The 22,432-nt window shown below is 62.0% G+C and carries 22 protein-coding genes; 20 read left to right on the top strand and 2 right to left on the bottom strand.

The window, feature by feature from the left end:
• Window positions 1–190 precede the first annotated feature (190 nt).
• The 14 genes from JQK88_RS01595 to JQK88_RS01660 all read left to right on the top strand — a co-directional run bounded on the left by JQK88_RS01595 (window position 191) and on the right by JQK88_RS01660 (window position 14,331).
• Window positions 191–1,804 (top strand): extracellular solute-binding protein, encoded by a 1,614-nt coding sequence (locus JQK88_RS01595; protein WP_203277279.1) that lies wholly within the window; start codon window positions 191–193, stop codon window positions 1,802–1,804.
• Between the two features lie 82 nt (window positions 1,805–1,886).
• Window positions 1,887–2,747, top strand: a complete 861-nt coding sequence (locus tag JQK88_RS01600; protein WP_203277280.1) for a carbohydrate ABC transporter permease — start codon at window positions 1,887–1,889, stop codon at window positions 2,745–2,747.
• Window positions 2,744–3,703, top strand: a complete 960-nt coding sequence (locus JQK88_RS01605) for a carbohydrate ABC transporter permease (protein ID WP_203277281.1) — start codon at window positions 2,744–2,746, stop codon at window positions 3,701–3,703. Before JQK88_RS01600 ends, JQK88_RS01605 begins: the two co-directional genes overlap by 4 nt.
• A complete protein-coding gene (locus JQK88_RS01610; RefSeq protein ID WP_192259942.1) occupies window positions 3,700–4,791 on the top strand; it encodes an ABC transporter ATP-binding protein in 1,092 nt (363 codons plus the stop codon). Before JQK88_RS01605 ends, JQK88_RS01610 begins: the two co-directional genes overlap by 4 nt.
• Window position 4,792: 1 nt before the next feature.
• On the top strand, window positions 4,793–5,854 hold the full coding sequence (locus JQK88_RS01615; protein WP_203277282.1) for an ABC transporter ATP-binding protein: 1,062 nt from the start codon (window positions 4,793–4,795) through the stop codon (window positions 5,852–5,854).
• Window positions 5,855–5,889: 35 nt separating this feature from the next.
• Window positions 5,890–6,975, top strand: coding sequence for a Gfo/Idh/MocA family protein (locus tag JQK88_RS01620; protein ID WP_203277283.1), 1,086 nt, complete (start codon window positions 5,890–5,892; stop codon window positions 6,973–6,975).
• Between the two features lie 55 nt (window positions 6,976–7,030).
• A complete protein-coding gene (locus tag JQK88_RS01625) occupies window positions 7,031–7,945 on the top strand; it encodes a sugar phosphate isomerase/epimerase family protein (RefSeq protein ID WP_192259936.1) in 915 nt (304 codons plus the stop codon).
• Window positions 7,946–7,970: 25 nt separating this feature from the next.
• The gene (locus tag JQK88_RS01630; protein ID WP_192259934.1) at window positions 7,971–8,915 is read left to right on the top strand and encodes a sugar ABC transporter substrate-binding protein; all 945 of its coding nucleotides are present in this window, start codon (window positions 7,971–7,973) and stop codon (window positions 8,913–8,915) included.
• Between the two features lie 58 nt (window positions 8,916–8,973).
• The gene (locus JQK88_RS01635) at window positions 8,974–9,978 is read left to right on the top strand and encodes an ABC transporter permease (protein WP_246501960.1); all 1,005 of its coding nucleotides are present in this window, start codon (window positions 8,974–8,976) and stop codon (window positions 9,976–9,978) included.
• Window positions 9,979–9,980: 2 nt separating this feature from the next.
• Window positions 9,981–10,757 (top strand): ATP-binding cassette domain-containing protein, encoded by a 777-nt coding sequence (locus JQK88_RS01640; protein WP_203277927.1) that lies wholly within the window; start codon window positions 9,981–9,983, stop codon window positions 10,755–10,757.
• 4 nt (window positions 10,758–10,761) lie between these two features.
• Complete coding sequence (locus JQK88_RS01645; RefSeq protein WP_192259930.1) at window positions 10,762–11,943, top strand: aldose 1-epimerase family protein; 1,182 nt, start codon at window positions 10,762–10,764, stop codon at window positions 11,941–11,943.
• An 82-nt stretch (window positions 11,944–12,025) separates the two neighbouring features.
• Window positions 12,026–13,111 (top strand): fatty acid desaturase family protein, encoded by a 1,086-nt coding sequence (locus JQK88_RS01650; protein WP_203277928.1) that lies wholly within the window; start codon window positions 12,026–12,028, stop codon window positions 13,109–13,111.
• Window positions 13,112–13,157: 46 nt separating this feature from the next.
• A complete protein-coding gene (locus JQK88_RS01655) occupies window positions 13,158–13,472 on the top strand; it encodes a MocE family 2Fe-2S type ferredoxin (RefSeq protein ID WP_192259928.1) in 315 nt (104 codons plus the stop codon).
• A gap of 31 nt (window positions 13,473–13,503) precedes the next feature.
• On the top strand, window positions 13,504–14,331 hold the full coding sequence (locus JQK88_RS01660; RefSeq protein ID WP_192259918.1) for a 3-methyl-2-oxobutanoate hydroxymethyltransferase: 828 nt from the start codon (window positions 13,504–13,506) through the stop codon (window positions 14,329–14,331).
• A gap of 154 nt (window positions 14,332–14,485) precedes the next feature.
• Here JQK88_RS01660 and iolE read toward each other — a convergent pair whose 3' ends face one another.
• Both iolE and JQK88_RS01670 read right to left on the bottom strand, forming a co-directional pair.
• On the bottom strand, window positions 14,486–15,409 hold the full coding sequence (gene iolE, locus JQK88_RS01665; protein WP_203277284.1) for a myo-inosose-2 dehydratase: 924 nt from the start codon (window positions 15,407–15,409) through the stop codon (window positions 14,486–14,488).
• An 87-nt stretch (window positions 15,410–15,496) separates the two neighbouring features.
• Window positions 15,497–16,492: a LacI family DNA-binding transcriptional regulator gene (locus tag JQK88_RS01670; protein ID WP_203277929.1), complete on the bottom strand. Its 996-nt coding sequence runs from the start codon at window positions 16,490–16,492 to the stop codon at window positions 15,497–15,499.
• A gap of 178 nt (window positions 16,493–16,670) precedes the next feature.
• Here JQK88_RS01670 and JQK88_RS01675 point away from each other — a divergent pair, with 178 nt between their 5' ends.
• The 6 genes from JQK88_RS01675 to JQK88_RS01700 all read left to right on the top strand — a co-directional run bounded on the left by JQK88_RS01675 (window position 16,671) and on the right by JQK88_RS01700 (window position 21,852).
• Window positions 16,671–17,621 (top strand): sugar ABC transporter substrate-binding protein, encoded by a 951-nt coding sequence (locus JQK88_RS01675; RefSeq protein ID WP_192259914.1) that lies wholly within the window; start codon window positions 16,671–16,673, stop codon window positions 17,619–17,621.
• 102 nt (window positions 17,622–17,723) lie between these two features.
• A complete protein-coding gene (locus tag JQK88_RS01680) occupies window positions 17,724–18,827 on the top strand; it encodes an ABC transporter permease (protein WP_192259912.1) in 1,104 nt (367 codons plus the stop codon).
• The gene (locus JQK88_RS01685) at window positions 18,827–19,615 is read left to right on the top strand and encodes an ATP-binding cassette domain-containing protein (protein ID WP_184870933.1); all 789 of its coding nucleotides are present in this window, start codon (window positions 18,827–18,829) and stop codon (window positions 19,613–19,615) included. Before JQK88_RS01680 ends, JQK88_RS01685 begins: the two co-directional genes overlap by 1 nt.
• 78 nt (window positions 19,616–19,693) lie before the next feature.
• Window positions 19,694–20,488, top strand: a complete 795-nt coding sequence (locus tag JQK88_RS01690) for a TIM barrel protein (protein WP_192259910.1) — start codon at window positions 19,694–19,696, stop codon at window positions 20,486–20,488.
• A 32-nt stretch (window positions 20,489–20,520) separates the two neighbouring features.
• Window positions 20,521–21,537 carry a Gfo/Idh/MocA family oxidoreductase gene (locus JQK88_RS01695; protein WP_203277285.1) on the top strand — a complete coding sequence of 339 codons (1,017 nt, stop codon included), beginning with the start codon at window positions 20,521–20,523 and terminating at the stop codon, window positions 21,535–21,537.
• Window positions 21,538–21,567: 30 nt separating this feature from the next.
• On the top strand, window positions 21,568–21,852 hold the full coding sequence (locus JQK88_RS01700; protein ID WP_210388208.1) for a MurR/RpiR family transcriptional regulator: 285 nt from the start codon (window positions 21,568–21,570) through the stop codon (window positions 21,850–21,852).
• Window positions 21,853–22,432: the final 580 nt, after the last annotated feature.

Below are 22,432 nucleotides of genomic sequence, written 5' to 3' on the forward strand. Positions count from 1 at the left end.
AGAAGACACATTTCCCATCAAATCGAGGCATCTGGAGCGGCATATGGACCCCGGTGTGACGCATTTCCTCGCTTCATTGCCATGTTGTGAGGTATTTTGATTATTTATGATGTTGACAGTCTTTCGATACTGCCGTCAATATCCCTCATGGGCTCGTGGAGGAAACGTGAGCCCTGAGGGAGGAATTCCAATGTCTGATCTGATCCGCATATCGCGACGCCGGTTGCTGGCGTCCGGAGGAAAGGCGGCGGTGTTCGTAGCCGCCACGGGTATCGCACCGCAATTCATTCGTCCCGGCCGCGCTTATGCCGCCGACGCACTGGCACCCGGCATGATCGGCGGCCCGACCGGCTTCGAGGGCGCCGAGCGCTACCAGTATGGCGCCGATACGCCGGAGGGCCGCGCCATCGACGCGGCCAAGGCGCTGAAGGGCGCCGGCAAGGCGCCGGCCAAGATCGTGCTCGGTCTTTCGGACGGCTCGATCGGCCAGCTGACGCAGCCGTTCCCGGCCGGCGCGCCGTCGATCAAGGATCTCTGGGAAAAAGAGACCGGCATTCCGATTGAAATCGTCGGCCTGCCGAACGGCCAGGAATTCACCAAGACGATGCAGGACATCTCCACCAAGGGTGGGGCCTATGACATCTATTCGACCGAATGGAACCGCCTCGGGGACCTCGCCGAGACCGGCGGCATCGCCAAGCTCGACGACTTCGTTGCCCAGTACAAGCCTGAGTGGGACGATCCCAAGACCGGCTATGTCGATGGTGCCAAGGGCGTGTCGCTGCTCAACAAATATCGCGGCTCGAACTATGGCGTGTCGCTGGATGGCGACTTCCAGACCTGGGTCTACCGCACCGACCTGTTCGGTGACGCAGCCGAGCAGAAGGCTTTCAAGGACAAGTACGGCTACGATCTGGCGCCGCCGAAGACCTGGAAGCAGCACGGCGACATCGCCGCCTTCTTCCAGCGCCCGGACAAGGGCCTGTTCGGCTCGACCGACCTGCGCAACCAGGGCTGGGGCTACACCAACTGGTACCAGCGCTATGTCTCCATGTCTTCGCCCAACCAGTTCCTGTTCGGCGACGACGGCAAGCCGCTGATCAATTCCGAACACGGCATCGCCGCCACCGACGAATATGTCGAATCGCTCGTCCACCACTCCCCGGATGCGATCTCCTGGGGCTGGCCGGAACAGTACGGCAATTTCGCCAAGGGCGGTGCGGCGATGACCTGCGCCTTCTCCAACCTGCCGAAATTCCTCGACAATGCCGGCAACAAGGATTCGGCCGTCACGGGCAAGATCGGCTCGATGCTGCCGGCCGGCCGCGAGATCAACGGCAAGCTGATCAGCCGCTCGGTGCTGTGGTTCTCGCTGACCGGCATGGTCTCGTCGCAGTCGAAAAACCAGGAGGTCGCCTATCTCCTGCTGCAATGGCTGGGCTCGGCCCGCATCTATGCCTGGATGAGCGCCAACCCGGGCGGCTATCTCGATCCGTTCCGGCTTTCGGATTTCTCCGATCCGCTGGTACGCCAGACCTATCACGCCTACCACATGGACGTGGTGCGCGAGACGGTCGCCCGCACGGTGCCGACCATCAACTATCCCGGCGCAACCGCCTTCCACAACGCGCTCGACGAAAACCTCATGGCCTCGCTGACCAAGGCCAAGACATCGGAGCAGGCGATGGCCGACACCGAGACCGAGTGGAAGAAGATCGCCCGGCGCATTGGCGAGGACAAATTGCTCGAAGCCATCCGAACCAACAAGGAGGCCTGGCCGACCGTTCTCGATCCGATCAGCTGATCCGTCTCCCTGGATCAGAGCCGGAGGGGAGGGGCGAAGGCTCTTCCCCTCCGCACTCAACGCCACCAGGAAAAGCAGCCAGATGAAGCGTTCCGTTCCTTTCGAGATATTCCGCTACGCCGCGATCCTCGCGGCGATGGCGGGGACGCTGGTGCCGATCCTGTGGATGGTGTCGATGGCCTTCAAGCCGATCGCCGAATGGTCGGCGACCGGTGCCGACCTGACATGGTGGCCGAAGAACCCGACGCTCAGCAATTTCCGCTTCGTGTTCGGCGAATCCACCAACAGCCTGATCGTCGCGCTCGACCGCACCCCACTGAAGCCGATCCTGTCGTCGCTTCTGTCGGCGGTATTCGGCACCGCCATCGCCATGTCGGCGGGCACGGCCGCGGCTTACGGCCTGTCGCGCTTCGGCTCGGGCCAGAACCTGCCGCTGGCGCTGATCCAGCTGCGGCTGTTTCCGCCGATGGCGGTGATGATCCCTGTCATGATCATGTGGTCGTTCCTGAATTTCACCGACAGCTGGTGGGGCCTGGCGCTGATCTACGGCATCGTCACTCTGCCCTTCGCCTTCTGGCTGATGAAGACCTTCTTCGACGACATGCCGCGCGAGATCGAGGAAGCCGCTTTGGTCGAAGGCTGTTCGCGGCTGCGCGTCTTCACCCGCATCACGCTGCCGATGATGCGCGCGCCGCTCGCAAGTGCCGCCCTCTTCGTCTTCATCCTCAACTGGTCGGACTATCTGATCGCGCTGCTTTTGACGACGCGCGAATGGGTGACGATCCCGGTCTACATGGCCTCGCTGTCGTCCTCGATGACCGGCCAGCTCTATGGCGCCAAGGCGGCTCTGGGGCTCATCGCCGCCGTGCCGCCCGTCATCATGGGCATCGCCATCCAGCGCCATCTGGTGCGTGGTCTCACCTTCGGGGCGCTCAAGCAATGAGCGCGGTGACTGTGACTGTTTCGGAGGACGACATGGGTGCCGCGCGTTTGAAGCCGGCCCTGCGTGACGAAGGCGCGCGGCTCGGCTTCCGGCTGACGCTGCCGGCGCAGATCCTGGTGCTGTTCATCTCGGTCTTCCCGCTGCTGATGCAGCTCTACATCAGCGTCACCGACTGGTCGCCGCTTTCGGGCCTCGGCTGGTGGAATGCCTGGGAGATGTGGAACAGTTTCGCGAACTACACCGACCTTGCAGCCGATGCGCGCTTCTGGAGCGCGCTGAAGCGCACGGCCATCGTCATGATCGTCTGCGTGCCGGCGGAATTCCTGCTGGGCCTCTCGCTGGCGACGCTGTTCGCCGACGATTTCCCGGGCAAGCGCATCTTCTATTCGATCCTGCTGATGCCGATGATGGTGGTGCCGGCGGTGGCCGGCTACATGTTCTTCATGCTGTTCCAGTCGGGCGGGCCAGTGAACGACATCCTGTCCGCCATATCGGGCACGCAGGTCACCATCGCCTGGCTGTCGGACCCGACCCTGGCGCTGATCGCGGTGATGATCGCCGACATCTGGCAGTGGACGCCGCTGATGTTCCTCATCCTGCTGGCCGGCCTCGTCGGCGTTCCGGAGGACCAGATGAAGGCCGCCACGCTGCTCGGCGCCAATCCGTGGCAGCGCTTTACCACCATCGTGCTGCCGAAGATGAAGACCATCATCATCATTGCGCTGGCGATCCGGGTGATCGAGAACTTCAAGATCTTCGACACGCTCTACATCATGACCGGCGGCGGTCCCGGCGTCGCCACCGAAACGATCTCGGTCTACATTTACAAGGTCACCACTCAGGATTTGATCTGGGGCTATGTCGCGGCAATCGCGCTCGCCATCCTGATCGTGCTCTCCATCGTTGCCGTGTTCGCCATGAAGCGAATGGCGCGGGCAAGGCAGGTGCCGGCATGAGCGCGATCCAACTGCGCAACCTCACCAAAACATTCGGTGACTTCACCGCGCTGAAGACCATGGATCTCGATATAGCGGATGGCGAGTTCATGGCGCTGCTTGGGCCGTCTGGTTGCGGCAAGTCGACGACGATGAACATGATCGCCGGCATGGAAGAGCCGACCAGCGGCAGGATCCTGTTTGGCGAGCGCGACATGGCCGGCGTGCCGATGGGCCGGCGCGGCGTCGGCTTCGTCTTCCAGAACTATGCCATTTTCACGCATATGACGGTGCGCCAGAACCTCGCCTACGGGCCGAGGATGCGCCGCGCCGCCAAAGCCGAGATCGACCGCCGCGTCGGCGCCATCGCCGAGCTGCTGCAACTAACGCCGCTGCTCGACCGCAAGGCCGACCGGCTCTCGGTCAACATCTTGCAGCGCGTGGCGATCGGCCGCTCGGCGATCATGGAGCCGGCGATCTTCCTGCTCGACGAGCCCCTGTCCAATGTCGATGCGGCGTTCCGGGCTGTCATGCGCATCGAGCTGAAACAGCTGCAGCGCCAGTTCAGGCAGACCATGGTCTACGTCACCCACGACCAGCTCGAAGCCATGACCATGGCCGACCGCATCGCCGTCATGGACCACGGCGTGCTGCAGCAGGTCGGCACGCCGCTCGAAGTCTACAACAATCCGGTCAATGTCTTCGTCGCCCGCTTCATCGGCGCGCCGGGCATGAACCTGCTCAAGGGCAGGCCGGCGGAGAGTGATCGCGGCCTGGTCGTCGATCTCAGGCCGCTGGGCATCACACCGCCGCTGCCGGATGAACTGGCGGCCACTTTGCGCGGTGCACGCGGCGATGTGCTCTATGGCTTCCGACCGGAGCAGGTGGCTTTGGCGCAAGACGGGCGCGGGCTTGCCATGCCTGTCACCTTCGTCGAGCGCATCGGCGCGCGCACCATCGTCCATCTCGGCCAAGGCGAGGGCGCCGTGAAGGCGGTCTTCGACAATGATGTCGGGCTGGCGATCGGGCAAACCGCAGTTGTCGCCCCCGACGCGTCGTCGGTACGTGTCTTCGATGCCTCCTCTGGTGTTGCGATGAAAGCAGGTTGAGATGGCTGACATCGTCTTTCGCAATGTGACTAAGCGCTACGGCAACACACTCGCCGTCGACGACGCCTCGTTCACCGTCAACGACAACGAGTTCTTCTGTTTCTTCGGGCCGCCGCTGTCGGGCAAGTCGACGATCCTGCGCCTGGTGCTCGGGCTGGAGACGCCTGATACCGGAGAAATCCTGATCGGCGGCAGATCGGTCAACGCTGCCTCGCCGGCGGAGCGCAATGTGGCGATGGTGTTCCAGAATCTGGCGCTGTTCCCGCATATGAGCGCGCTCGACAATGTGCGCTTTCCGCTGGTCGAACGCGGCGTCGCCGAGCTCCAGATCAAAAAGCGGGTCGCCGACGTCGCGGCCAAGCTGCATATCGGCCACATCCTGCACAAGCAGTCGGCGCAGCTTTCGGGCGGCGAGCGCCAGCGTGTGGCGATCGCGCGTGCGTTGGTGCGCGATCCCAATGCCTATCTGATGGACGATCCGATCTCAGCACTCGACGCCAGGCTGCGCGAAGAGACGCGGGTCGAGCTGAAGCGTATCCAGCGCGAGCTCGGCAAGACGCTGATCTATGTTACCCACGACCAGGAAGAGGCGATGTCGATCGCCGATCGTATCGCCATACTGGAGAATGGCAGGATCCGGCAGATCGGCGCCCCGGCCGAGATCTATGACCGGCCGGCCAACACCTATGTGGCGCGGCTGCTCGGCTCGCCTGTCATGAACATCCTCAAATCGGCTCGGGGCGAGGGCGGCGTCGAAGCGGCCGAAGGCACGATCCAGATTGCCGACAAGGCTGCTCCCGTTGATGCTGTCGAGATCGGGCTGAGGCCGGAAGACATCAAGGTCAACCCCTGGGCGGGCGGGGGCTCGGGCCGCCCGGCACGGGTGTTCGAGGTCGAGCCGCTCGGCGGCTACACCGTCGTGACACTCGCCGCCGGGCAGGCGCGACTGAAGGCGCTGTTGCGCGGCCAGCCTGACATCAGGCCTGACGCGATGGTGGCGATATCCTGCGAGCCGGCCCGCGTGCATTATTTCGGGCAGAGCGGAGGCGCGTTGGCGAGATGATTGCGGCCGCGAGGACAGAGTTTCGGGAGGAAAGCATGACAGCCAAAGGCTTCGAGCCGGACGTGAAGGTCCGCACCAAGGAATACAAGATCGGCTGCGTCGGTGCCGGCATGATCATGGCCGAGTGCCATCTGGCAGCCTACAAGGAGGCAGGCTTTCCGGTGGTGGCGATCGCCTCACGCACGCCCGCGAACGCGCAAAAGGTCGCGACACGCTGGGGCATCCCGACCGTGCATGACACGCCGGAACAGCTTATCGAGGACACCAACGTCGAGATCATCGATCTGGCCTTTCCGCCCGACCTGCAGCCGGCGCTGATCCGCCATGCGCTGAAGCAGAAGCACATCAAGGCCATCCTGGCGCAGAAGCCCTTGGCGCTGTCGGTCGAGGAAGCCGTCAAGCTGCGCGACGAGGCGGCGAAGGCCGGCAAGATCCTCTCGGTCAACCAGAACATGCGCTATGACCAGTCGATGCGCGTGCTGGACCAGATCATCGACAGCGGCGCGCTCGGCGACATCGTCTTCGCGCAGATCGACATGCATGCCATCCCGCATTGGCAGACCTTCCTCGAGGACTACGACAGGCTGACGCTCGCCAATATGAGCGTGCACCATCTCGACGTGCTGCGCTTCCTGTTTGGCGACCCGGACGAGATCACGACGCTGACGCGCAAGGATCCGCGCACGACATTCGACCATCTGGACGGCATCACCGTCTCGACGCTGCGCTTCCCGTCGGGCGTGCTTGCCGTGTCGCTGGAGGACGTCTGGTCCGGCCCGCGCCAGGACGGCTACAAGGACGACCAGCACATCAACTGGCGTGTCGACGGTACCAAGGGCGTCGCCAAGGGCACGATCGGCTGGCCGACAGGGGCGGCTTCGACGCTGACCTATGCCTCGGCCGAGACGACCGGCGGCGAGTGGGTGAGCCCAAGCTGGGACACGATGTGGTTCCCGCATGCCTTCATCGGCGTGATGGAACAATTGCAGCATGCGGTGAAGACAGGCTCGCCGCCGGCGCTGTCGGTCGCCGACAACGTCAAGACGATGGCGCTGGTCGAGGCCGGCTACCGCTCGATGGCGGAGGGCCGCACGATCAGGCTTTCCGAAATCGCTATGTGATCACCGCAACTGAAACGCCAGACAACTGAATCGCTTACAGGGAGGAATTCACACCATGATGCAGGCAGGTATTTTCACGGGCTATTTCCCGTACGGCCTCGAAGAGACGGCGAAGAAAATCCGCGGCCTCGGTTTCAACACGGTGCAGCTCGACCTGCACTTCAAGGATGTCGACCTGTCGGCCGGGCAGATCACCAAGGACAAGGCGAAGAAGGTGCGCGATGTCTTCCGCGACCACAATCTGCCGGCCTGCTGCGTGTCGGGCTATACCAACATCATCCATCCCGACAAGGCCGAGCGCGACAAGCGCGTCGGCTATCTCAAGGAGATCATCCGCAACGCTCGCCATTTCGGCTCGCCTTACGTGATCTCGGAAACCGGGACCTACAACACCGAATCTGACTGGGTGCATCACCCCAAGAACAAGACTGAGGAAGGTTTTGAGGAATGCCGCAAGGTGATCGCCGACCTTGCCCAGACAGCCTACGACCACGGCGCTGTGTTCCTGCTCGAAACCTATGTGAACAACGTCGTCGGCTCGGTCGAGGAAACGGTGAAGATGTTCGCGCAGGTCGACCACCCCGGCCTTGGGCTGTTGATGGATCCGACCAATTATTTCGAGACGCACAACATCGACAAGATGGACCAGATCCTCAACCAGGTGTTCGACACGCTGACCGACAAGATCAGGATTGCGCACGCCAAGGACGTCAAGCGTTCGGGTGGCGACAAGTCCGAGAAGCACGTCGATATCGGTGACGAGGATGCACTGGAGAGCCACACCTTCCGTGGCGTCGGCGAAATCGAACTGCCGGCGCCCGGCCTCGGCTCGCTGAACTACGATCTCTACCTCAAGCGGCTGTCGGAAAAGCATCCGAACATCCCCGTTATCATCGAGCATCTGTCGGAGGACGACGTGCCCCGCGCCAAGACATTCCTCGACGGGAAGTTCCGCGCCAACGGCCTGTGATGGCTCCAAACAGAGGGAAGAAAGAATGTTGAAATTCGCTTGTAAATTGGCGGCCGCCGCGACAGTGCTCGCCGGCGTCGCCCTCGGTACGACGGCGCGGGCACAGGATGGCCAGAAGACCTTCTATCTGCTGTCGCATGGTGGACCTTCCGATGCCTTCTGGATCGACTGGAACGCCGGCGCGACCAAGGCCTGCGACCAGCTCAAAGTGACCTGCAAGATCTCCTTCAGCGGCGGCGACATGGCGGCGCAGAAGGAGGCCTTCAACTCGGCCCTTGCCGCCAAGCCCGACGGCATCGCCACCACGTCGGCGCAGCCCGGCCTGTGGACGGAAGAAGTGAAGGCGGCCAAGGCGGCCGGCATCCCGATCGTGTTCTTCAACACCGACGATCCGGCGACCGGGCGCCAGGCCTATGTCGGCGCAGATCTCAAGGAGGCCGGCGCGATCTGGGCGAAGTATCTCGTCGACCACAAGATGGTGAAGCAGGGCGACAAGGTGTTCCTGCCGGTGGAGGTTCCCGGCGCCAGCTATCAGCAGCTGGAAACCGAGGGGATCGCCAGCGTTTTCGACCCGCTCGGCATCAAATACGACGTGGTCGATTGCGGCACCGATCCGGCCGGCATCATCGCCAAGATGACCGACTATATGGTTGCCAACAATCCGCCGGCCATCATCGCGCTCGGCGATTCCGTCGCGGCCAGCGTCAAGCGTGTGTTCGACGGCGCGGGCGTGCCGGCGGGCAAGATCCCGGTTGTTGGCTGGGGCAATTCCAAGGAGACGGCGCAGGCCGTCAAGGATGGCTTCGTCAACGCCGCCGCCTGGCAGTACCCGTCCGCGCAGGGCTTCATGCCGGTGGCACTGCTCGGGCTCGCCGCGTCGGGCGAACCGATCGGCTACGACATCCACACTTTCGGTCTCTACGACGCCTCCAGCGTCGACCCGATCCTGAAGCTTTACGACAAGAAGTGAGAAAAGCAGCGCCCGCTGCGAAAGCGGCGGGCGTCCTTCAAGCATGGTTCAAACAGTCATGACGATCGCCGCAGAAGACGAGATGCCTGTCGGGAAACGCAGATCGAGCCTGATACGCTCGCCGCAATTCTCCTCGCTCGTCATCCTCATTGTCCTGCTTGCGGTATTCGCCATCGCCGACCGCAATTTCCTGTCGCCGCTCAACATCTCCAACATGATGGCGTTCCTGCCAGAGCTCGGCATCATCGCGCTCGGCATGACGCTGCTTTTGACGGCGGGCGAATTCGACCTGTCCGTCGGCGCCGTGTTCGGACTGGCGCCGGTGGTGGTGATGCTTCTGGTGCAGAACGGCGGCTGGGCTATCGGCATCGCTTTGCTGGCCGGGCTTGTCCTGTGCATCGCGATCGGTGCGATCAACGGGCTGATCGTCACCAAGATCGGCATTTCGTCTTTCCTGGTGACGCTGTCGATTCTGCTCGTCGTGCGCGGGGCGGCGCTCTACATCACGCAGGGCTTTCCGCTGAAGTCCTGGGACCAGCCGGGCTTCTTCGTCACGCTGCTTGCTGGCAGCTTCAACATCGGCGCGTTTCGCTTCTATACCTCGCTCTGGTGGTTCATAGGGCTGTCGCTGCTTGCGGTCTATGTGCTGCGCTACGCCAAGCTCGGCAATTGGATCAGCGCCATCGGCTCCAACCGCAGCGCGGCGGTGGCGCGCGGCGTGCCGGCTGATGCCGTCAAGATATGGCTGTTCATCCTGACCTCGGTGCTTGCCGGGCTCGCCGGCATGATCAGCGCTTTTCGCATCTCGGCGGCCTCGCCCGTGGCGGGAACCGGCTATGAGCTCGAAGTGATAGCCATGGTGGTGGTCGGCGGCACGGCGCTCACCGGCGGCCGCGGCACGATCCTCGGCACCATCGTGGGCGCGCTGATGCTGCGCGCGATCCGCAACGGCATCGTGCTCGTCGGCGTGCCCGGGCTCGCCTACAACATCTTCGTCGGCGTCATTATACTCGCCATGCTCATCCTGCACGCGCTGCTGCAGAAAAACGCTGCGAGGAGCTGATGATGATGCAGGAAGTGCTCCGGCTGCAGAATTTGCAAAAATCCTTCGGTAGCGTGTGCGCTCTGAAGAATGCCTCGCTGACGCTCAAGGAGGGCGAGGTGGTGGCGCTGCTTGGCGACAATGGCGCCGGCAAGTCGACGCTGATCAAGGCGATCTCCGGCTTTTTCCCAATCGATCGCGGCGATATCTATGTGCGCGGCGAGAAGGTCTCGATCCGCTCGACGCGCGAGGCGATGGATCTCGGCATCGAGACCATCCACCAGGACACCTCGCTGGCGCCCGACCTCAGCATCGCGCGCAACCTGTTCCTTGGCCGCGAGCCGGTCAATCTCAAATGGCTCGGCGTCTTCGCGCCGCTCGATCTCGCCAAGCTGCGCGATGCTGCCTCGGCGCTGCTGAAGCGTGTCGGCATCTCGAAGAAGCTCGACGCTGACGCGTTGATCTCAACGCTGTCCGGCGGCGAGCGGCAGTCGATCGCGATCTCGCGCGCCATGCAGTTCGCCGCCAGGGTGATTATCCTCGACGAGCCGACCAACAATCTCGGCGTCGAGGAAACGCATGGCGTGCTACGCTTCGTGAAAGAGATGCGCGAGGCAGGGCATTCGGTGCTCCTGATCACCCACAACATCCACCATGTGTTCGAAGTCGCCGACCGCATCGTCGTCATGCGGCGCGGCGAGATCGTCGCCGAGCAGACCGTCGCCGACACCGACCTTCTGACGGTGGAAAGCCTGATAACCGGCGCCGACCTGTCGTCCCTGATGAAAAGGGCGCTGTGACGGCATGGTGAAGCTCTACGGCCAGATGCTTTCGCGCCGGCAGGTCGCCGAACGTTCCGGCATGCTGTCGCAATTCGCCGGCGTGCGGCTGATGACGCTTGGCGACGGTGTCGAGCGCGGCATCCGCATGCTCGAGTTCCGCACCGGCTCGGGCATGCGCTTCACCGCGCTCGTCGACCGGGCGCTCGACATCGCCGATTGCGAATATAAGGGCCAGGCCATCGGCTGGCATTCGCCGAGCGGGTTCCGCAACCCGGGCCTGCACGACTATGAAGGCGAGGATGGGTTTGCTTGGGGGCGATCCTTCTCCGGCCTGCTCGTCACCTGCGGCCTCGACCACATTCTCGGCCGCAACGAGGTTCCGGCCGAAAACTATAATTATCCTGGACGCAAGACGGTCACGCATTCACTGCACGGCCGCGTTGGAACCATCCCCGCGCGGCTGACCGGCTATGGCGAAAGCTGGGACGGCGACCGCTGTGTTTTGTGGGCGGAAGGCATCGTCCAGCAGGCAAGCGTGTTCGGCGAGGATCTGCACCTCATCCGCCGCATCGAGGCCGATCTCGGCGGCAGTGAAATCCGGGTTTCGGACCGCGTCGTCAATCACGGCTTCCACCGCACGCCGCACATGTATTTCTACCATGTCAATGTCGGGCATCCGCTGCTCGACGAAGGTTCGCGCTACCTGGCGCCGATCCGCGACGTGGTCTGGGCCGCGCATGCCGGCGAGCGCTACCAAGCGCAGAAGATCGGCTACCGGACCGTGCCGGCGCCTCAGTTCGGTTTCAGCGAACAGGTGTGGCAGCATGAGCTCGGCGCCGACGCCAGGGGCGAGGTGCCTGTGGCCGTAGTCAACGACCGCCTCGGCCTCGGCTTCGAGGTCGTCACCCGCAAGGACCAACTGCCTTGTTGTTACGAGTGGCAGAATTTCCAGGCCGGGCAGTATGCGCTTGGCATCGAACCGTCAACACACCATGTGCTCGGCAATCTTGCCGCGCGCGAGCGTGGCGAGATGATCTGGCTGGAGCACGGCGAGACCCGCGCCTATGACGCGGTCTTCCGCGTCCTCGACGGCAAGGAGGCGATCGCCGGCGCCGAAGGCAGGATCGCGGCGATCGCCCGCCAGCCCGAGCAGGATTACCCTCAGCCGTCCGGCATGTTTCCAAGACTGGCGGGCATGACATGAGCGTGACAATTATCCTTGGCAAGCCCTTCGGCCGGCGGACCGGATTACCAGCGGTGCGTGAATATTGGAGGCCAATGTGACGATGGCGAAGAAGCGCGACTACAGCCTTGTCGGCGAAGGCACGCGACGGGCGATCGAGACCGGACTTGCCTCGGCCGAGTGGTACCACACCGACGTGTCGCGCAAGACCATGAAGGAATTGATGCAGCGCTCCGACGGGCCGGCGATCCGCGACACCCTCATCTGGATCGTGCTGATCCTGGGCTCGGCCGCCGGCATAATCTGGTTCTGGGGCACATGGTGGGTCGTGCCGTTTCTACTCGTTTATGGCGTGCTCTACGGTTCGTCGAGCGACTCGCGCTGGCATGAATGCAGCCACGGCACGGCCTTCCGCACGCGCTGGATGAACGATGTCGTCTACCACATCGCCTCGTTCATGCTGATGCGCAATCCGGTGCAATGGCGCTGGAGCCATGCGCGCCACCACACCGACACCATCATCGTCGGCCGCGACGCCGAGATCGCGGTGATGCGGCCGCCGGATCTCTTGAAGGCGGCGCTCGCCTTCACCGGCATCCTCGACTTCCGCTATTCGCTGCCGACACTGGTGCGCCAGGCGTTCGGCAAATTATCGGAGGACGAGAAGAGCTACATCCCGGAAATGGAGCAGCATAAGGCGGTGATCGCGGCTCGGTGGCATATGGTCGTCTACTCCGCGACGATCGCTCTCGCGATCGCGCTTAAATCATGGATACCGCTGGTGCTGATCGGCCTGCCGCGCCTCTACGGCACCTGGCACATGGTGCTTACCGGCCTCCTGCAGCATATCGGGCTGGCCGACAACGTCACCGATCACCGGCTGAACACGCGCACGGTCTACATGAACTCGATCAGCCGGTTCATCTACTGGAACATGAACTACCATGTGGAGCATCACATGTTCCCGATGGTACCCTATCACGCGCTGCCGAAGCTGCATGAGCTGATCAAGCACGACCTTCCGGTGCCGAACCCATCGATGTGGCACGCCTATCGCGAGGTGTGGCCGGTGCTGCTCAGGCAGCTCAAATACGAGGACTATTATCTCAAGCGCGAGTTGCCGCCGACGGCCAAGCCCTATCGCGGCGAGTTCCACGATCTCGACATAACGGCCGCGGCCGCCGAATAGGTGTCGCGTGGTAATCCAGAAAAAAGATGATGGCCGGAGAAAGATGATGGCGGAGTGGGTTGAAGCGTGCGCGGTCGACGACGTGGACGAGGAGGATGTGATCCGCTTCGACCATGGCGGCCGCACTTTCGCGATCTATCGTTCGCCGGACGACGAGTTCTTCGCGACCGACGGGTTCTGCACGCATGAAAAGGCGCATCTCGCCGAGGGGCTGGTGATGGACGACATCATCGAATGCCCCAAGCACAATGGCCGCTTCAACTACAAGACTGGCCAGGCCAAGGGCGCGCCGGTCTGCGTCAACCTCAAGACCTATCCGGTCAAGATCGAGGCCGGCAAGGTGATGATCGAGATCGGCTAAGGCGGTGGGCGAAATCAACAGGGACATTGCGATGAGCCGAAAGAGACCGACCGTTGCCGATCTGCGCGCCATGAAGGGCAAGCGACAACTGACCATGCTGCGCGTGCTGACGCTGGAAGAAGCGGAGGCCGCCGAGCGGGCCGGCATCGACATTGTCTCGGTGCCGCCGGAACTGGTTCTCAATCCGCAATATCGCGATGCCGCGCCCAGCCTCTTCACCATGCCGGGCGACAACTTTTTCGAGATCGGCACGGCCGACGATTTCGTTCGCTGGTCGTTCCGCCTCTACAAGGCGGGCGCCGACGCCGTCTATTGCAGCGCCGGCTATGCCACGATCAAGCGCATGGCCGACGATGCCATTCCCGTCATCGGCCATGTCGGCCTGATCCCCTCGCGCGCCACCTGGACCGGCGGCTTCAAGGCGGTCGGCAAGACCGCCGACACCGCCATGCATGTGTTCGAGGCGGTCAAGCAGCTGGAAGCCGCCGGCGCTATCGGCGCTGAGATCGAGGTGGTTCCGGTGGAAGTGGCGAAAGCGATCTCCGAGCGCACCCCGCTCATCATGCTGTCGATGGGCGCGGGCACGGGCTGCGACGCGCAATATCTGTTCGCCGAGGATATTCTCGGCACCAATCGCGGTCACATGCCGCGCCATTCGAAAGTCTACCGCAACTTCGCCGCCGAATATGACCGGCTGCAACAAGAGCGCATCGCGGCGTTTTCCGAATATGTCGCGGACGTCAACAGCGGCGGCTACCCGGAAGACAGGCATATCGTGCACATGGCTCCGGACGAACTAACCCTGTTCTTTGAACACCTGAATAAGGCGAATTCTACTCTCTCCAATAGTCTGGCCTAGCGGCGCGCAACAAATTCGAATTCCCATGGTCGGCCGCCGGAACGGCTGCTTTGCGCCTCATGTCGACCCTAGGACCAGCTTGGCCGCTTCCTGAAAGCAGACATTGTCCTGCGGCTACACTAGAGGTCCTGATAACGCCAGCACTGAACCTCCACTACGCATCTGGTCGGTTGGCGAAAACATCGCACATATGCTCAAAGGCTCGTGCGACGGCGAGACGGGGTGGGGCGACCGCTGGGTCCTGCTCGGCTTCGACCACGAGCCACCCGCCATAACCTTGATCCCTGACAAAGCGGGCAATTGGGACGAAGTCTACGATCCCATCTCCCGGCACTGTGAATACTCCCCTGCGCACACCGGCATTGAAGCTCAGATCGCCGGTACGGACTTCTTCCAGAACCGGCCTGCGGATATCCTTGAGGTGGATATGGTTGATACGGTCTCCAAAGCGCTCGATCAGTCGGACGTAGTCAAAGCCGGCTGCCACGGCGTGATCGGTGTCGAGCAGCAAGCCTGTCTGTGGTCCCACTTTGTCGAAGATTCCCGAGATCTCGTCGAATGTCTCGGCAACCATCATCAGATGATGATGGTACGCAAGTTTAAGATCGTACTCCTCGGCAAGACGCTTCGCGAACTCGGTCAACCGCGCAGCATACGCAGCCATGTCCGCCTTTGGCATGATTACTCGCTTTGACATCGGAACATCGAGCGGCGATCCCGGCGTCATCATCGCGACCTCGCCGTAAACCATCACTTTGCAATCCATCGCGTGCAGGAGGCCGGCATGGCTGGCGACCGCTTCCATTTCTTCGCCAACGCCATGTTCAGCTAGTTTTCCCGAATGCCAGCCGGACGCCAGGGCGAGACCATGGCTAGCAAGCAGCGGGCTCAGGGTGTTTGCATCTCGCGGAAACTTTCGCCCGAGCTCCACGCCATGATATCCAGCATCGGCGGCGTCACGCAGGCAGGTTTCCAGCGGTATATCCGCGCCAAGGTCTTCAAGAACGTCGTTCGCCCAGGACAGCGGACTGACGGCTAGTCGCACGTCGGGCGGCAGCAAGATATCAATCTGGATCATTGCATTCCCTGCACAATGTTCGATTGGAACTGAGAGGCCTAGGCAGGACAACGTTCGCCGTTTCCCCGATTGGCTCTGAGAAGTATCTCAGGCAGAATTCCTGACGATGAGCTTTCCCGGCAGTGTGACAGTCTCAGGGGGCCGCCGCCCGGTAATCATCTCGATGACAACCTCAACCATTTCGTCCTTCGGCTGCTCGTATGTGGAAAGGCCATAGACCGATGCTCCGCCCAGCTCGTAATTGTCGAAGCCGATGACGGCCATGTCCTGCGGCACACGCAAGCCAAACTGCCCGCGGATTTCGTCAAGCGCGCCGATGGCCAGGATGTCGTTCTCGCACATGAGGACGTCGACCCTATCCTTGGCGTCCGTATTCTGAAGATAGTGGCGAACGGATTCTGCTCCGGCCTGCGCGCTATACCTTTCCGCCGATATCACCGCGGTCTCGTCTACACCCTTCTGTTTCCAGAAATCGATGAAATGATGCCGGCGCCTGAGCGCCGTGGAGAGGGCCGGCGCCCCAGCCATGAAGCCCGGACGCCGGTATCCCTTTTCATAAAGATGATCGACGATCTCCTTCAACGCCAGCTCGGCGTCACAGACAACGGCAGGCACGCCATCAATCTGGCTGTCCCTTGCCAGCACGAACATCGGCGGCATGCTCCGGCCCAGCCGCCTGTCATTCAACGTTTCGCTGCGAAAAGCAGTGCCGAACATGATGATGGCATCGACCTGGCGCTGATCCGCGTTGAGCAGGGCACGCACATGATCGAAGTGATTGTTGATGTTGATCAGCATGGCGACCAGCCCTTCAGCCTGCAGCCGATCGGTCAAAGTCTCCAGGAAGGGCAACTTCTGAGGGTTGGCAAAGTCGTCGACGAAGATCGCCACCTGATGCGTAAGATTGGTGGCTAAGCTGCGGGCGAGGAGGTTCGGCGAGTAGTTAAGCGCCGCTGCAGCCTGCAGAACCCTACGTTTGCTCTCCTCGGTAATCGATGCGCCCGGCGTGAACGCACGGATAACTGTCCATTTTGAGACGCCGGCCGCATCTGCCACGTTCTTCGCCGTTGCCCGCCTTCTCATGAAGCCTCCACAAAATGAAACGTCCATTCCATTTTCTGATTCCGTGAAATGAACGCTTGCTTTTAGCGTATCAAAAGCTATGATGCACGCGTTTGCACCCGGTAGCAAACGCATTTGCACCCGGTAGCATTCGCTTTTTTGCCGCCTCAGGAGGAGACGGCAACGTTAGGAGGAGCAGATGAAATCCATTCTAAAGAGACTCGCAGTCGGTGCCGTCATCCTCGGTGCAGCAGCTTCAGTGGCCATCAGCGCCAGAGCTGAGGATATTTCCATTATCGCGGTCACCCACGGACAGGCGTCAGATCCATTCTGGTCCATCGTGAAGAACGGGATGATGCAGGCCGGGAAGGACAGCAATGTCAAAGTCGACTATCGCGCTCCGGAAACCTTCGACATGGTGGCAATGGGCCAACTGATCGAGGCTGCCGCTAATCAGAAGCCTGCCGGCATCGTCATCTCGGACCCTGACCCGGATGCGCTCGGTCCGGCAATCGAGAAGGCTGTCGCGGCCGGCATTCCGGTGATTTCGATGAATTCAGGCATCTCGGCGGCAGAGAAGCTCGGCATCAAGCTGCATGTTGGCCAGGACGAAGGCCCAGCGGGCATCAAGGTCGGCGAGAAATTGAAATCCCTCGGCCTGAAGCACGTTCTCTGCGTCAACCAGGAAGTGGGCAATGCCGCTCTCGACCAGCGTTGTGCCGGCACCGAAAAGGGTTTTGAGGGCGGCAAGGTGACCGTGCTGCCGACAACGGCCGATCCGGCCGAAATCGAAGCGAAGATCCAGGCCGCGCTCACATCCGATCCGTCGATCGACGTGGTGCTCGGTCTCTCGGCCCCGCTCGTCGGCGAGCGTGCGGTCGCAGTCGTCGAGAAGATGGGCGTCGGCGACAAGGTGAAGGTTGCCTCCTATGACCTGTCGGCGGGCTTCCTGAAGGCGGTTGCCGACGGCAAGGCTTTGTTCGCGGTCGATCAGCAGCCCTATCTGCAAGGCTATCTGCCGGTGACGTTCCTCGCGCTCTATGCCCGCTACGGTACGATCCCCGCTGGCAATGTGCCCTCCGGTCCGAGCTTCGTCGAGAAGGACACGGCCGCTTCCGTCATCGAGAAATCCTCCCAAGGCATCCGCTAATGCGAAGCTGCCGGCCCTCGCTTCGGCGGGGGCCGCCTTTGCAAGTGTCGGAAGGCGGACCACGTCCGCCAGCATCTGGACCAAAATCGGGAGGAAAGAATAATGACTGCGACCACATCTCATTCCGATGAGCGGCTGAAGAAGGTCTCCTCGATGACCGCGCTTCTGCGGCGACCCGAACTCGGCGCCGTTGCGGGCCTGGTGCTCGTATCAATCTTCTTCTTTTTCACCGCGAATCCGGCGATGTTCACGCTCGCCGGAATAATGAACTTCATGGCGCCAGCCGCCCAGCTTGGCATTTTGGCCATCGGCGCTGCGCTGCTCATGATCGGTGGCGAGTTCGATCTTTCGATCGGATCGATGGTGGCCTTTGCCGGTTTGGTCTTCGGCACCGCGCTCGTCGTCTGGCATGCGCCGCTCAGCGTCGCGATCATCGTTGCCGTCGCCTTCGCGGTCTTCATCGGTGTCACCAACGCGCAGATCACCATGCGCACCGGCCTGCCCTCCTTTATCGTTACGCTTGCCTTTCTCTTCATTTTACGCGGGCTGACGCTGGTCGGCTTGAAATGGGCAAGCGGCGGTTCCACCCAGCTTCGCGGCATGAAGGAGGCAGTCGCCGGCAGCCCGCTTGCGCCGTTCTTCTCGGGAGACGCTTTTTCTGGTCTGTTTTCATGGCTGGCCTCGAAGGGCATCATCGAGGTATTCCCCAGCGGCGCTCCAAAGGTTCCGGGCATTCCCGTCGAGATCCTGTGGTTCATCGCGATCGCCCTTCTTGCAACATGGGTTCTGCTGCGGACGCGCTTTGGCAACTGGATTTTCGCCGCCGGCGGTGACCCCCGCGCTGCTCGCAAATCGGCCGTGCCGGTCGCAAGGGTAAAGACAACGCTCTTCGTAATCACAGCGCTCTGCGCCACTCTGGTTGCCATTCTCACTGTTCTGGATGCCGGTTCGACCGACGCCCGCCGCGGCTTCCAGAAGGAGTTCGAGGCGATCATCGCAGCTGTCATCGGCGGGTGCCTGCTGACGGGAGGCTATGGCTCGGCAATCGGCGCCTTCTTCGGGTCGATCGTGTTCGGCATGGTTCTGATCGGCCTTACCTACACCTCGATCGACCAGGATTGGTACCTCGTCTTCCTCGGCGGCATGCTGCTGATCGCGGTCATCTTCAACAACGTCATTCGCAAGCGCGTAACGGGAGAACGCTGATGGCCACGTCCCAAACGCCCCTCATCGAGGTCAAAGACATCGTCAAGCATTTCGGTTCGGTCATTGCGCTCAACGGTGTGTCGATGAGCGTCAATGCGAACGAAGTGCTTTGCCTATTGGGGGACAACGGCGCTGGCAAGTCGACGCTGATCAACACGCTCGCCGGCGTGCACAAGCCGACGTCCGGACAATTCCTGGTCGAAGGCCAGCCGCGCCTGTTCTCGGGACCGCGCGATGCCCTCGATGCCGGCATCGCCACCGTGTATCAGGATCTTGCCATGATCCCGCTGATGTCGGTGACCCGCAACTTCTTCATGGGACGCGAGCCCGTGGTCGGTTTCGGACCTTTCAAACGCATGGATATGGAGCACGCCGACAACATCACACGAGACGAGATGCACAGGATCGGCATCGACGTGCGTGACCCTCAGCAGGCCGTTGGAACGCTTTCAGGCGGCGAGCGTCAGTGTGTTGCGATCGCCCGCGCGGTTTATTTCGGCGCCAAGGTCCTCATCCTGGACGAGCCGACGTCCGCTCTTGGCGTTGCCCAGACCTCCATGGTGCTGAAGTACATCGGCCAGGTCCGCAACAAGGGTCTCGGTGTGATCTTCATCACCCACAATGTCCGTCACGCCTATGCCGTCGGCGACCGCTTCACGGTGCTCAATCGCGGCAAGACGCTCGGCACTTATAGGAAAGATCAGATCGGCATCGACGAGCTCCAGAACCTGATGGCAGGCGGCAAGGAGCTGCAGTCGCTCTCAGAGGAACTCGGCGGAACGATCTGATCGAGAGCTTTTCACATGTCGGTGCGGCGCAAGCGCCCCCCACCACCCGTCGTCATACCCAGAATACGAGAACCGCCAATGAGTGGACCTACAACCTCTCCTTTCCCCCTCGCAGCCTGCGCCGAGATGCTGTGGTGCGACAAGCCGATCGATTGGCGCGCCTCGCGCCTGAAGGAGATGGGCTTTGGTGTCGGTCTCTGGAATTGGCCGGAGCACGACCTCAATAAGCTGGAAGCAACTGGCGCGACCTTCACGATCATGAACGGCTACCTTGCCGGTCGTCTGACCGACGACGAAGGCGCGGCCGAACTGATCAGAACGGCCCGCGAGACTGCGCAGGTCGGCAAGCGGCTCGGTGTGCAGCGCCTCAACCTTCACGGTACCGGTCTGGGGGACAGGGGCCTCCCCGTCCAGCCCATCGAAGTGGTGACCGGTGCCATGTGGCTGAAGGCGCGCGACACACTCTGCCGCGTCGTCGAACTGGCCGAGAAGGAAGGGGTCACCTTCACGCTCGAGAACCTCAACCTGCCGGTCGATCATCCAGGTGTGCCCTTCGGCCGCGCTGAGGACACGCTGGCCCTGGTTTCGAACGTCAACCACCCGCGGCTGCGCCTGAACCTCGATCTCTACCACGCCCAGATCGGCGAGGGGAACCTGATTGAGCTTTGCCGCAAGTGCCTGCCGTGGATCGGCGAGATCCAGGTAGCGGACGTTCCGGGTCGCTGCGAACCGGGTACTGGCGAGATCAACTGGCGCGGGATTGCCACGGCCCTGAAGGCCATTGGCTATTCCGGCCCCGTCGGCATGGAAGCGTGGGCCGCCGGCGATCCCGAAGCCGCGCTGGGAGCCTTCCGCGACGCCTTCACCATCTGATTTACCACCAACCCATTCATAGGACCTCTCGAATGCCCAAGAGCAAACCCGTCAATGTCGGTCTCATTGGTGCCGGCCGCATCGGATCTTTCCACGGTGAGACTGTCGCACGCCGCCTGGTCGACGCCGATCTCGTTGCCATCGCGGATCCGGCGCCAAACGCCGCAGCCAACCTCGCCGACAAACTTGACGTCGAAAGTGCGTACACGGATGTTGCTGACCTCCTTGCCCATCCGGGACTGGAGGCCGTGATCATCGCCACTCCAGCGCGGTTTCACACGAATGTCCTCGTGCAGGCAGCCGAGGCAGGCAAGGCGATTTTCTGCGAGAAGCCGATGGCATTGACCCTGGAAGATGCCGACCGGGCAATCGCCGCGGCGCGCTCGGCGGGCGTTCCGCTCCAGGTCGGCTTCAACCGGCGCTGGGATCAGGCATTTGCTGAGGGGCGAGCAGCGATTGATGCCGGGAAAGTCGGGACGCCGCAGCTCCTTCGCTCTCTCACGCGCGATCCAGGCCCGTTCGGCGCCGATCCGGCGCGGATCCCGCTCTGGACCATCTTCTACGAGACGCTCATCCACGACTTCGACACGCTGTTGTGGCTCAATCCGGGCGCGCAGCCGGTAGAGGTGTCTGCTGTAGCCGACGCTTTAGTGCGGCCGGATTTCAGGGAAAACGGCTTCCTTGACACAGCGGTAGTCACAGTCCGGTTCGACAACGGCTCCGTTGCCGTCGCCGAAGCAAGCTTCTCGGCACTCTACGGCTATGACATCCGCGGCGAGGTCTTCGGCTCCGGCGGCATGGTGACCATGGGCGACGTTCGTCGCTCCAGCATGACGCTCTTCGACAAGAACGGCCTGTCGAACGATACCTGGCGCCGCGACACCGACCATTTCGTCCAAGGCTACACGGCGCAGCTCGCCTCGTTCGTTCGAGCCTCTCGTACCTGTAAAGTTGAAGGACCGACGGGCGAGGACGCGCGCAACGCTCTAAAAATTGCGCTTGCCTGCATCGAGTCCGTCTCGAAGAAGCAAGCCATTCCGCTGCGATAGAAGCTTCTGGAGCTACAGAGGAGTGTGGTCATGCACGAGGCCATCAAACGGCCAAGCGACGTGAGCGACCTCAAAGGCATGATTGCCTCACGGACGATCACACTTCCGGAGCAGCAGGAACAAGTTGCTCGGATGGCACTGGCGAAGCCAGACGTGATAGCTTTTGGCACCGTCAGCTCGATCGCCGCCGAATGCTCCGTCTCGCCCTCTACGGTGGTGCGCGCCGCTACGGGCCTCGGTTTCGCCGATTTTCGAGACTTCAGGGGTTTTTTTCGGCTGCACCTAAGGAAGGCAACAAGCCTGAAGGCTGGTTAGCTCCAACCAATGCAGGGATGGATCATACATGGAGGATGGCGTGCGCTTGCTGGAGTTGGCACGCAACGCCCGCCAACTGTTTGTCCGGCAGGCCCCCGGTGAGAAGAAACGGCTTCTGAATCTGCTGCTGTCGCACTGCACGTGGGAACACGGCGAGATTCGCGCTGTATTTCGGCAACCATTTGATTTGCTTGTGGAAACCACTGGGGCTCTATCTTCGGAGCATTGCCTCGGGAACCGTCTTGTCTAAAGGGCATCCAGTTTGACTGGGATTCCTGGAAGCTTTTCGAACTTTCTGCGTCGCGCGTCAGCCTGAATTGCGGTTGCTTATGGACAAGTGGGACACTAGATTCGGTTTTTGGATAGCTTTGAAGGCAGCGACTTCTGGCACATGCGCCAGATAGCGCGTCGGCACGAACTTCCAAGCGTGCTACCTTTGAACGACAGCTTTGCGCCCAATGTCAGCCATAGAAGTCAGTTTTGCGGCTTCTTGAAAGCAGACGTTCGGCTTGGGCGGCAGGATGTCCGGGTTTGACCCCGAAGCCGACATTCGCAGCACCAAGCTGGGCAAGGCTTCTAC

Origin of the sequence: Mesorhizobium caraganae (assembly GCF_016836705.1) — a bacterium.
GTDB classification, from domain to species: Bacteria; Pseudomonadota; Alphaproteobacteria; order Rhizobiales; family Rhizobiaceae; genus Mesorhizobium; species Mesorhizobium caraganae.